Below are 12241 nucleotides of genomic sequence, written 5' to 3' on the forward strand. Positions count from 1 at the left end.
GAGTAGGTCATCGTCAAGCTCTTATCCCAAACCCCCGATCGGAGAAATCCGGTCGGGGGTTTGCTTTTGCGCGTAAGGAAAGGTCGATCGCGCTGGCAGTGAAGGTGCGTGGCAAGGTAATTGGCTTACCTGCCCGTCATGGTTGTAAGTGGGTTTAAGTAGACGGGGCCGGCGGTAGCGTGTCGCCTGTATGGCGGCCTTAGCTGTTAGACGATCTGGATCTCTCACCGTATCCGCGCATATGCCGATGCACGTACCGCCTCGGTCTAGTGGATATATATAGGCGTGGAGCGCTAGCCCTAGTGTCTCTTCGAACGCCATGGGCCACTCGCTGATATACGTGTCGTGGTTATCCACCCGCCTGAGCGCTCACAGCAGCTTGCATCGCTCGTTTAGAATGAGCGCTTTACTCGGATATTGTTCCCATGCCGGAATCGGCTGCTACGCCAGTGCTTGAAGAGGTCCCGCTTGAGCGACTGGCCGCGTGCCCCGAATGTGATTTGCTGATGCTCAAGCCGGAGCTCAGCCTCGGCCAGGTCGCAGAGTGCCCTCGTTGTAGCTGCGAGCTGTTTCGCTTACGGCATCGCATCGTCGGGCCTGGGCTGGCATTGGTGCTTGCCGCGTTGTTGCTGTACTTTCCGGCCAACTTCCTGCCCATCATGCGATTGAATCTGCTTGGCCGTGTTACTGACGATACGGTCTGGAGCGGTGTGCTCAGTCTGTATAGCAGCGGCATGCAAGGGGTCGCCGTGGTGGTGTTTCTCTGCAGCATGGCTGTGCCGCTACTTAAACTCCTTTGCCAGCTCGCTGTATTGCTTTGCATTGCGCTTGATCGGGCGAAGCCATTGGGCATGCTGCTCTATCGGACATATCACCATCTCCGCGAATGGGGGATGCTGGAGGTCTATTTGCTCGGCATTCTGGTTTCGATCATCAAGCTTAGGGATATGGCAGAGCTCAGCCTGGGTATCGGCTTGGGGTGCTTTGTCGGTCTACTGGTCGTTCAGGTCTGGCTAGAGTTGGTGATGTCACCACACCAGGTTTGGGAAGCCTTATCGGAGCGTCGCGATGCGCGCTGCTGACGCCGGGCTGATGGTTTGCCATGAGTGTCATCAGCTCAATCGGGCTGATGCCGGTCAGCGTCATCAACGCTGCGTCCGCTGCGGTGCACGCGTGCATATGCGCAGACCCAACAGTATCGTTCGAACCTGGGCGCTTCTGATTACAGCGGCATTGCTCTATCTGCCGGCCAATCTCCTGCCGATCATGACGGTACGCATGCTGGGCAGTGGCACGCCGGATACCATCATGTCCGGTGTCGTGACCTTAGCCAAACACGGCATGTTCCCGATAGCCGCCGTGGTGTTCATCGCCAGCATACTGGTTCCCACATTCAAGCTTGTTGGAATCGCGATATTGTTGTTTTCAGTACAGCGCCACCATCCAATGTCGCCGCGCCAACGGATATTGGTTTTTCGCTTTATCGAGTGGATCGGGCGATGGTCCATGCTCGATATCTTTGTGATCGCCATTCTGGTGGCCATCGTCAATTTCGGCAGCCTCGCCAGCGTCGAAGCTGGCTTCGGTGCGGTTGCTTTCGCCAGCGTGGTCATCTTGACCATGCTCGCTGCCATCACGTTCGACCCTCGTCTGATCTGGGATAACACGGAATCCGGGAACAAGCATGACTGACCTGCCACAAGCTAATACTCGTCCTGCATCCAGCTGGTCGGCCATCTGGATTCTGCCGTTGATCGCACTGGCGATCGGCGCGTGGCTGGCGTGGGAAGCCTATAGTGAACGTGGCATATACATCGAGGTTGTCTTCGAAAGTGCCGAGGGTATCGAGATCGGCAAAACATCGGTGCTCTACAAGGGCATGACGATTGGTGTCGTAAGGGATCTGCGCCTCGGCGATGATGAGCGTCGCCAGGTGGTGGTAGCTGAAATCGAAATGAACAAGGATGTCGACGGCTACCTGCGCAGCGGCACACGTTTCTGGCTGGTCAGGCCCAGCGTGACCCTGGCAGGGATCACTGGGTTGGAAACGCTGGTGTCGGGCAACTACATCGGTATCAGTCCAGCCGATGGCGAGGATACCCGGCGCTTTGTCGCGCTGACGGAAGAGCCACCCATGTCCGATAGTCGTATCGGCCTGCATCTGACACTCAAGGCTGATCGACTTGGCTCACTAAATCGCGGTAGCCCGGTCTTCTATCGGCAGATTCAGGTCGGGCAGGTAAAGAATTTCGTGCTGGCCGAGGACGACAGCACGGTCGAGGTGCAGCTGTATATCCAGCCGGAATACGCGCATTTGGTGCGCAAGCACACGCGTTTCTGGAATGCCAGCGGGGTCACGGTTGACGCTGGCTTGACCGGGGTGAAATTCCGCACGGAGTCACTGGCCAGCATCGTGGCTGGCGGCATCGCCTTCGCCACGCCGGCGCACCGCAAGGACAGCCCGGCGACTGATCCGAGCATTCCGTTTCGTCTGTATGAAGACTTCGACGCAGCTCAGGCCGGCATCAAGACACTCGTGGCTCTGCAAGACTTCGACGGGCTTCAGGCCGGGCGAACGACGGTGATCTACAAGGGCATGCAAGTGGGCCTACTGAAGAAGCTCGATATCGACTCGGACCTTAGCGGTGCACAGGCCGAGCTCTCCATCGACCCCCTGTTCGAAGACTATCTGGTCGATGACACGCAATTCTGGGTGGTCAAACCGTCCGTTTCGGTGGCTGGAATTTCCGGGCTTGAGGCACTGGTGCGGGGTAACTACATTTCCGTACGTCCGGGTGAAAAGGGCGCACCGGCCAGGCGCAACTTCGTGGCACGTGCCAAGGCGCCGCCGTTGGATATACGATCGCCAGGCCTGCATCTGGTGCTAACGGCCGATAACCTCGGTTCGCTGGATGTGGGTAGTCCTGTGCTCTACCGGCAGGTTCGAGTTGGCTCGGTGCAGAGTTACCAGTTTTCTCGAGACCAGCAGCGGGTTGTGGTAGGCGTGCACATCGAGCAGCCCTACGCCGACCTAGTGAACAGTTCGAGCCGGTTCTGGAACGCCAGTGGCATTTCCCTGACCGGCGGGCTGTCCGGTATCGAAGTGCGCAGCGAATCACTGCAGAGCCTGCTGGCCGGCGGCATCGCATTCGAGACGTCGGATCCGCAAGCCGCGGCCACTAGAAAAGTGCCCCGATTCGAATTGCATAAGGACAGGGATAGCGCCATACGACGCGGGACCTCGGTGGAGATTCGTCTGGATCGCGGTGACGGTCTCGGTGCCGGGACACCGATCCGATACAAGGGGCTGGAGGTCGGCGAAGTGGATAGCGTGACGCTGAGCGACGACCTCGGCCACGTCGTGCTGCGTGCTCGGATTACCGCCGCAGAGTCCCGCATCGCTCGTGCCGGCACGCAGTTCTGGGTGGTTCGGCCCGAGTTGGGTCTCATGCGCACGGCCAATCTGGATACGCTAGTCAGCGGTCCCTACCTCGAGGTTGCTCCCGGCAAGTCGGGTGCTGCAGCCCAAGCGCGTTTCGTGGGGCAGGAGCTTGAGCCGCGGAAGGCTGGCGAAGGGCTGGCCCTGGTCCTCAGCGCGGCGCGTCTGGGCTCGATCAAGCCGGGCAATGCGGTGACCTATCGTGAGGTAAAGGTCGGTGAAGTGACTAGCTACGAGCTCGGTCAGACTGCCGACCGTGTATTGATCCGCGTGCTTATCGAGCCGCGTTATGCCGCACTAGTGCACACCGGCAGCCGCTTCTGGGAAACCAGTGGCTTCGGTGTCGACTTCAGCCTGTTCAAGGGCGCCAGCTTGCGTACCGATTCGTTGGAGTCGTTGATCGAGGGCGGCGTTGCCTTTGCCACGCCTGATGGCGAACGCATGGGACAGCGCGCCTTACCAGGACAGACCTTTGCCTTGTTCAAGGAGCCCCAGGAGGAGTGGTTTGACTGGGCGCCGAAGATCGAGCTGGGGCGAGCAGCCAGTGGCAAGTGACGATCGATCCGGTACGTTATTGGTGGGCTGAGGCCCACCTTACGGCGATAGCCGGATGTATATGAAAAAGGGCCCCGCGGGGCCCTTTTTCGTTGCAGGGAGATCAGGCCGGTTCTTCGGTCCGTTGGGCTGAAGCAGTGTGCTCGCTGGCGACCGGTTCGCGGCGGCTGATGTATTTCCAGTCCGCCTCGTCGATATAGATGCCGGAGGGTCCGCTGCCGCCTTCCAGGTCGATGGCCACGTGGGCCGAGACCTGCGGCTTCACCGACGCGAGGATCGGCACGAAGCCCAGCTGCAGGCTGGTTTCGATCAGCGCCTGCTGGTTGCGTTCGTCGATGTCAGCCGCCTCGTCGAGGTAGTAGGGCAGTCGGATGCGCCCGGCCTGCTCGCGGTCCATCAGGTGCAACAACAGATACATGTTGGTCAGCGCCTTGATGGTCATGGTGGTGCCGTTGGACGCCGCACCGTCGATGTCGGTGTGGATAACCGGCTGGCCGCCAACCTTGGTGATCTCGAACGCCAGCTCGAATAGGTCTTTCAAGCCCAGCTGGTTGTTGTTCGCCGCCACCAGCCGCGCCAGATACTCCTTGGCTTCCTCGTTCTTCGCGTCCTGTTCGGAAGACTGGGACAGATCGAACACCGAGAGCGTCTCGCCTTCCTCGTATTGCCCGGCGCTGTGGATGATCTGATCGATATGCTTGAGCGCATCCTTGTTCGGCGCCAGCACGATGCGGAAGCTCGCCAGGTTGGAAACCTGACGCTTGTTGATCTCGCGGTTGAACAGCGCGAGCTGGTGTTCCAGGCTCTCGTAGTCGCTGCGGATGTTGCGCAGCGTCCGGGCGATGTCGGTGACCGCGGCACGGCGGGCCTTGGCCAGGGTCAGTGCCTCGTCCTGGCGATGCGCGTAGGCGTTGACCAAGAGCTGCAGGCGGCGCTCGGGATCTTCCTCGCTGTCGAACTTGGCCACGCCCTTCAGGCGCACCTGGGCATACAGCGCCTCGATCTGGCCGTCGACGCGCTGCAGCGCCTGCCAGCTGTCCTGGTAGTCGTTGAGCAGCGGCAGCAGGTTGTCCAGCGAGTCATCCACCGGTTCCATGAACGGCGTGCCGAACGGCAGATCCGCCGGCAGCAGCTGGCGACGCCGCAGGGCGTCTTCCAGCGTGCGCTCCTTGGCTTCCAGATCGGCTAGCTGACGGCCGACCAGCTGCAGCTTGGCGGACAGGTGCTGCACGCGCTCGGCGAAGGCGTCACTGGTGCGCTTGAGTTCTTCCTGGGCGGCTTCGGCCTGGGCCAGCTGTTCCAGCTTGGCCGGCTCCTCGGCCGCCAGGGTCTGGCTGCGACGGAAGTCTTCCAGCGCTTTCTGCGCATCAAGTACGGCCTGATACAGCGCCTCGGCCTGGGCCTTGCTCGCGGCGCGGTCGACGGCCACCGCATGCTGGGTCTTGAGCTGCTTGAGTTCGCGCTCCAGGCGATCCTTCTGGTCGCGCAGGGCGGCACGGTCGGCCAGAGCCTGCAGCGCTGGTGGCTCGATATGCGAGAGGTCGATGGACAGGCCCGGCACCGAGAAGGTGTCGCCCTTGAAACGATCCAGCACCGCTTCCACGGCCTTGACCCAGTCGTCACCCTCGGCACTGATGCCTTTCTCACCCAGCGGCAGGCTGAACAGCTGGCCATTGAACAGGCGCATCAGGCGATCGACGTCGGCCTGGGAGAACTCTTCGCGCAGGCGCGAGTAGCTGTTGTTGTCGGCATGGTCGAGTTGCTGCTTGACCGACTTCAACCGCTTTTCCAGATCGCGTAGACGCTCGTCCAGGTCCTCGCTGGAGAACTGGCGGGACTGCGCCAACGCACCGGCCAGCTCATCATGGGCGTCCTTGGCGGCGAGCAGCTGCTGCTCCAGCACATGGGCGTCCTCGACCAGGGCGAAACGGTTCTTCAACACCGCCAGCTCGCCGAGCCAGCGCTGGGCTTCGCTGATCTCGCGTTCCAGGCGCATCAGTTCGCCGGTCGAGCCGCGTTGTTCGTTCTGCAGGCCGTCCTGCTCGCGGCGGTAGTGCTCGGCCTGGATCACCAGCTCTTCCTTGCGCGCATCGGCGTAGTCGTGCCAGGTACCGAGCAGGTTGTCGAGCAGCGGCGACAGGCGATGCAGCTTGCCGCGCAGCAGCTCGCGCTGGGCGACACCGGAAGCCAGCGCCTCGACCAGCGGGCCGGCGGCGACCAGTGCCTGGTAGTCCTGCTCCATGCGGCGCACGTCGCGGAAGGCTTCTTCGGTGGCGGCGATGTAGTCGACGCTGCCCGAGCGCAAGCTGTGCTCGAAGGCATCAAGGAACAGCTGCTTCAGTTTGGCCGCCGTGATTTCCCTCATATGCAGCAGGTTGATAAACAGCGCGCGGAAGGTCTTCAGGCTCTGCTCGCTGGTCGAACGCAGCGGGATCAGCGTCATATCCAGCGGAATCGAGGTATGCCCGCCGACCAGCAGCCGGCGCAGCTCGTCCGGCTTGGCCTCGTAGGCCTTGATGCCGGCGCGTTCGAGGTTGGCGAACAGCTCGCGCTGGCGCAGGCAGGTGCCGTTCTGCTGGTAATGGTCCAGATCCAGCGAGCCCTGGTAGACGAAGAACTGATGACCGAAGCCGCCGCCCGGACCGCGGCCGGCCACGCCGATCACATGCGGGCCGTGGGGCAGCATGACTTCGACAAGGATGTAGCTGGTGTCGCTGGCGAAATAGAACTTGCGCGACTGCTCCAGGCTGTACTTGCCGAAGCTCATGTCCGACATGCGCGCCAGGATCGGGAACTGCAGCGCGTTGATCGAAGCGGACTTGCCGAGGTTGTTGGCGCCGTAGACCGACAACGGGTTTTCCAGCGGGAAGATGCCGAGGCTGTAGCCGGCGGTGTTCAGCAGGGCGAAGCGGCGAATGCCGTAGCGTTCCTGGCTCATGCTTCAAGCTCCTTTTCTGCAGCAATGGCGCGGGCGAGGGCGGCTTCTTCGGACTCTTCGACGAGAGCTTCGTCCGGCTCTTCGATAAGGATGATGTCGTCCTCGCTGTCGTCTTCAGCGATCAGCTCCGGCGCTGGCAACGGCAGGTCGCTGCTGTGCAGGCTGGCGGCCAGGTCGCGGTCCTGCTGCACCGACAGGCAGACGTCGAGGAAGCGGTGCATCGGCGGCAGGAAGCGGTAGACGCCATTGCTGTCCTCGGCGAAGCCCAGCTGCGTCAGGCGGCGGATGACCTTTTCTTCCAGCTCTTCCTGGGTGGTGACTTCGGCCTGTAGGAACAGGTCGCGGTACTTGTCCAGCAGTGCCGGCAGTTCATCGCGACCGAGGCTGCCACCGTCGAGCACGGCCAGCGGATCGCGACCCTGGTCGGCCAGGTGCTCGACGAGGATGAAGGTGAACAGCGCCAGGCGCTGGGCGGTCTTGTTCACCTGCGCGCCCATCTGCTCGGGGACGAAGTAGTAGAAACCGCGCGGATCGCAGACCAGCTCGAAGCCGAGCGCCTTGAACAATGCGCGGTACTGGTCCTGCATGTTCGACAGCTGCGCGTAAGGCTCCGGCTCGCTGCGCGACAGGTGATAGCCCTTGAACAGCTCGCGGAAGATCGGCGCCAGCTGGGTCATTTCCTTGAGGTCGATGTTCATTCAGGTTGCTCGCTGGATCGTTGGGTAGAAATCAACAAGGTGATTTCCACAGCGTGATTTGATGGGCTTTGGCCTGTCTGTGCTGCTGGTTGGTGCCTGCCCCTCACCCCAACCCTCTCCCCATAGGGGAGAGGGGGCTGTTGGTGCGGGGAGCGGAAAGCGACGTCGACCTGAGCCTTGCGATGGGCAGGCTGCGGGGCCTGGCTGCAATGCCGGATGTGAGCGCAGCATGGAAGACCGCCCCATGGAAAGCGGCGAAGCCTTTTCCACCTTTTCGATTCGGCGTGGCTGGGGGTGGACAAGCTGCGCGTTGTCCACCCGACGTAGGAATCAGCCATTGGCGTTGGCCACCAGCGCGAAGGAGCTGAGGCTGACGCAGTGCTCGCGGGTCAGGTATTCGCGGCGCTCCAGGCGGTCGCGCTGGAAGCGGGCGTCGCGGGACAGGCGCGAAAACCAGTAGAGCAGCTCGTCGGTGGCGCCCTCGGGTTCCTGTTCCAGCAGCCAGGCCATCAGGTCCGGCAGCGGCAGTGCCTGCTGGCAGCGCTCGATCATCTCGCGGGCGGTGCGCGGTGCGCGCGGCTGCTCGCCCTTGCGCTTGCCGCTGGCCCGCGGGAACTGCGCCGGTTTCGGCTCGAAGCGCGCCAGGGCATAGACGTAGGCTTCGACCTGGCTGGCGGTGCCGAGAAAGGTGCTCTGTGGGCGGGTGAACAGCGGCAGCGAGGCCTGCGGTACGGCGTCCAGGCCCTTCTTGCGGATCGCCGACAGCGCCAGTGCCGCGCCGCGGGTCACGGCGTTGTGCCGGCGCGCTTCCTCGCGCAGCGGCAGCAGCAGTTCGCGGGCCTTGCGCAGGGTCAGCTGGGCGGTGGTCTGCATTTCGAGGATGCGCGCATGGGTGCGCACGAGCAGATCGTCGTCCACCAACTGGCCGAGGCGCTGCTGCTCGCCGAGTAGCTTCATCAGCACCTGCTCGACGCGGTGCACGCCCTGCTCGAAGGCACCGTCGGCGGAAACCAACTGAATCATTGGCTCGACGTATTCGTCCCAGGTCGCCAGCACCTCGGCGTAGCGCTGGCGCAGCGGGATCTGGCGGTCGCTGGTCTTGGCCCGGTCGGCCACGGCGACCAGCGCCTGTTCGTCGTTATCAAGCTTCTTCAGTACATCGCGCACGCGCATGTCGAGCAGGCGCAACTGGCGGGCCAGATCGTTGCCGTCGCGAATCTCGAAGGCATCGAGAATATGTCCGGCCAGACGCTCAAGATGGCGCAGGTAGGCTTCGATCTCCAGGCACAGGCCGAGGCGGTGCTCGCGGCGCAGGTAGGCGAGAAAGTCGTGGATCTGCGCGTTCAGCTCGAAGCGGTTGGGGCTCTTGGCCACCGGCACCAGGATGTCCAGGCGTATCCACTGGTCGAGCAGGGCGGTGACGTCGGTGGGCGTGCCTTCGGGCAGTTGCGCCGCCAGCTGATGACGAAGTTCGACCAGGCTCAGCGTGCCGGCGTCGAAACGCTCGCACAGCGGTTCGAGCAACGTCCAGTGTTCGGCGAGGGCACGTAGTACGCGCTTGGGTTCGATCATCGCGGCGCCAGTCCAGCCATTAAAAAAAGCGCGAATTGTACTGCATTGAGCCCGGCTGATGGCTCGCCAGACAATCGGAATCTACGTCCGGTGATCGGCGGGATAATTCACCTGAACGTCATTGCATGCGGGTTAGCCTGTCTAGCATCAGCCCTAGCAGCCCGGTGGAGGCTACCGGATGTCCTTGAATGATGACGAAGTGTTGAAAATCTATTTCGATCTGCGCCGGTAATCGGCACAATTCGCGGCTTTTGCAAACGGGGCCGCCGGCTCCTATCCGGCGAAATCCCTTGGGGGCACGTAGACATGATCCAGACGCCGTATTACCTCATCGATAAACAGAAGCTCCTGGGCAATCTGGAGAAGATCGCCTACGTGCGCGAACAGTCCGGCGCAAAGGCGCTGCTAGCACTCAAGTGCTTCGCCACCTGGTCGGTGTTCGACCTGATGCAGCAGTACATGGACGGCACCACCTCGTCGTCGCTGTACGAGCTCAAGCTCGGCCGGCAGAAGTTCGCCGGCGAAACCCACGCCTACAGCGTGGCCTGGGCCGACGACGAGATCGAAGAGATGGTCGCCAACTGCGACAAGATCATCTTCAACTCCATCGGTCAGCTGGAGCGCTTCGAAGCTGGCACCGAGGGCACCATCCGCGGCCTGCGGGTCAATCCGCAGGTGAGCAGTTCCGACTATCTGCTGGCCGACCCGGCGCGGCCGTTCAGCCGTCTTGGCGAGCACGATCCGGCGAAGATCGAGGCGGTGATCGGCAAGATCAGCGGCTTCATGTTCCACAATAACTGCGAGAACAGCAGCTTCGAGCTGTTCGACCAGATGCTGACCACCATCGAGGAGCGCTTCGGCCACCTGCTGGAAAAGGTCGAGTGGGTCAGCCTCGGCGGCGGTATCCACTTCACCGGCGAAGGCTATCCGCTGGATGCCTTCTGCGCGCGGCTGAAAGCGTTCTCGGAAAAATTCGGCGTACAGGTCTACCTGGAGCCGGGCGAAGCGGCGATCACCATGAGTGCGTCGCTGGAAGTCACGGTGCTCGACACCCTGTACAACGGCAAGAACCTGGCGGTGGTCGACAGCTCCATCGAGGCGCACATGCTCGACCTGCTGATCTACCGCCTCAACGCCAAGATGGCGCCCAACGACGGCGAGCACAGCTACATGGTGTGCGGCAAATCCTGTCTGGCCGGCGACATCTTCGGCGAGTACCAATTCGATCGTCCGCTGGCCATCGGCGATCGGCTGTCGTTCATCGACGCGGCAGGCTACACCATGGTCAAGAAGAACTGGTTCAACGGCCTGAAAATGCCGTCCATCGTGGTAAAGCAGCTCGACGGCAGCGTCGAGGTGGTTCGTGAGTTCGACTTTAACGATTACCTGTCCAGCCTTTCCTGAGGCCGCAGTACAAGGGGGTGAAACAATTGAAGAAAAACGTTCTTATCATTGGTGCAGGAGGTGTCGCCAAGGTGGTGGCCCATAAGTGCGCGCAGCACAACGACGAACTCGGTCGTATTGCTATCGCGTCGCGCAACATCTCCAAATGCCAGGCCATCATCGACAGCGTGCAAGCCAAGGGCGGGCTCAAGCAGCCCGGCGAAATCAAGGCCTATGCGCTGGACGCCATGGACGTGGAAGCGACCAAGGCACTGATTCGTGAAACCGAATCGCAGATCGTCATCAACGTCGGTTCTGCCTTCCTCAACATGTCCGTGCTGCGCGCCTGCATCGACACCGGCGCCGCGTATCTCGATACCGCGATCCACGAAGAGCCGGGCAAGGTCTGCGAAACGCCGCCGTGGTATGGCAACTACGAGTGGAAGCACCTGGCCGAGTGCCAGGAAAAGGGCGTCACCGCCATCCTCGGCGTCGGTTTCGACCCGGGCGTGGTCAACGCTTACGCTGCCCTGGCGCAGCAGGAATACTTCGACAAGATCGAGTCGATCGACATCCTCGACGTCAACGCCGGTTCTCACGGCAAGTATTTCGCCACCAATTTCGACCCGGAAATCAATTTCCGCGAATTCACCGGCCAGGTTTACAGCTGGCAGAACGGCCAGTGGACGACCAACCGCATGTTCGAGGTCAAACGCACCGACGACCTGCCGGTCGTGGGTGAACAGAGCCTCTACCTGACCGGTCATGACGAGGTGCACTCGCTGTCCAAGCACCTCGATGTACCGAACATCCGTTTCTGGATGAGCTTCGGCGAGCATTACATCAACGTCTTTACCGTGCTGAACAGCCTTGGCCTGCTTTCCGAGCAGCCGGTGCGCACCGCCGAAGGCCTGGAAGTGGTTCCGCTCAAGGTGGTCAAGGCTGTGCTGCCCGATCCCGCCTCGCTGGCGCCGGGCTACACCGGCAAGACCTGCATCGGCGATCTGGTCAAGGGCACGAAGGACGGGCAGCCGCGCGAGCTGTTCATCTACAACGTCGCCGACCATGAAGAGGCCTATGCCGAGACCGACAGCCAGGGCATCTCCTACACCGCCGGCGTGCCGCCGGTTGCCGCTGCGCTGCTGGTAGCACGTGGCGAGTGGGATGCGCAGCGCATGGTCAACGTCGAAGAGCTGCCGGCCCAGCCGTTCCTCAAGCTGCTCGATGTGATGGGGCTGCCGACCCGGATCAAGGATGAGCACGGCGATCGGGCCTGGGATCAGGCTTGATCGGCTGCGCGTCGGCCCTGCTGCGTTAAAAACAGGCTCGGACGGTGGCTTGCCACCGAACGGCCTTTAGGCCGGCCCGAAGGGCGAGCGGAGCGAGTCATGCTCATTTACAGCAGTAAACTCCGCTTCCTCGCCTGTTTTTGCCTTGCATGGCTCTAGCTCGCTCGATCAGCCCAAAGCCCGCCTAAAGGCGGGCTTTGTGTTTTCTGGCGTAGGGTGGAAAACGCCGAAGGCTTTTCCACCGACGGGGAACGCTGGTGGAAAACGCTTCGCGGTTTTTCCACCCTGCGCGACAACAACCCATGCCAAACGCAGCTTCGCCTTCCCGCTTTGTTCATTTCACGCGACAATCCATGGACTACAGCGC

The 12241-nt window shown here is 61.9% G+C and carries 8 protein-coding genes; 5 read left to right on the forward strand and 3 right to left on the reverse strand.

The annotated features are described in order from the left end of the window. Positions 1–425 precede the first annotated feature (425 nt). Genes AAEZ08_RS20705 through AAEZ08_RS20715 form a run of 3 tightly spaced genes read left to right on the forward strand, consistent with a single transcriptional unit; the run spans position 426 to position 3994 of the window. Positions 426–1082, forward strand: coding sequence for a paraquat-inducible protein A (locus tag AAEZ08_RS20705; protein WP_181067079.1), 657 nt, complete (start codon positions 426–428; stop codon positions 1080–1082). Then, positions 1069–1692, forward strand: coding sequence for a paraquat-inducible protein A (locus tag AAEZ08_RS20710; protein ID WP_104098607.1), 624 nt, complete (start codon positions 1069–1071; stop codon positions 1690–1692). Before AAEZ08_RS20705 ends, AAEZ08_RS20710 begins: the two co-directional genes overlap by 14 nt. Beyond that, entirely contained in the window at positions 1685–3994 is a 2310-nt protein-coding gene (locus tag AAEZ08_RS20715; RefSeq protein ID WP_500125053.1) for a PqiB family protein, read from the forward strand. The genes AAEZ08_RS20710 and AAEZ08_RS20715 overlap by 8 nt, the downstream gene beginning before the upstream one ends. Positions 3995–4097: 103 nt before the next feature. Here AAEZ08_RS20715 and mksF read toward each other — a convergent pair whose 3' ends face one another. The 3 genes from mksF to mksB all read right to left on the reverse strand — a co-directional run bounded on the left by mksF (position 4098) and on the right by mksB (position 9202). Further along, complete coding sequence (gene mksF, locus AAEZ08_RS20720; protein WP_500125054.1) at positions 4098–6932, reverse strand: Mks condensin complex protein MksF; 2835 nt, start codon at positions 6930–6932, stop codon at positions 4098–4100. After that, entirely contained in the window at positions 6929–7630 is a 702-nt protein-coding gene (mksE, locus tag AAEZ08_RS20725) for an Mks condensin complex protein MksE (RefSeq protein ID WP_228208291.1), read from the reverse strand. Before mksE ends, mksF begins: the two co-directional genes overlap by 4 nt. 330 nt (positions 7631–7960) lie before the next feature. Next, a complete protein-coding gene (gene mksB / locus AAEZ08_RS20730) occupies positions 7961–9202 on the reverse strand; it encodes an Mks condensin complex protein MksB (RefSeq protein WP_014819294.1) in 1242 nt (413 codons plus the stop codon). A gap of 306 nt (positions 9203–9508) precedes the next feature. Between mksB and AAEZ08_RS20735 the strand changes: the two genes are divergently transcribed. Beyond that, positions 9509–10606, forward strand: a complete 1098-nt coding sequence (locus AAEZ08_RS20735) for a carboxynorspermidine decarboxylase (RefSeq protein ID WP_102821585.1) — start codon at positions 9509–9511, stop codon at positions 10604–10606. 26 nt (positions 10607–10632) lie between these two features. Beyond that, positions 10633–11874 carry a saccharopine dehydrogenase family protein gene (locus tag AAEZ08_RS20740; RefSeq protein WP_500125055.1) on the forward strand — a complete coding sequence of 414 codons (1242 nt, stop codon included), beginning with the start codon at positions 10633–10635 and terminating at the stop codon, positions 11872–11874. Positions 11875–12241: the final 367 nt, after the last annotated feature.

Source organism: Pseudomonas sp. E45-MNA-CIBAN-0222 (assembly GCF_040310405.1).
Lineage (GTDB): Bacteria > Pseudomonadota > Gammaproteobacteria > Pseudomonadales > Pseudomonadaceae > Stutzerimonas > Stutzerimonas stutzeri_AC.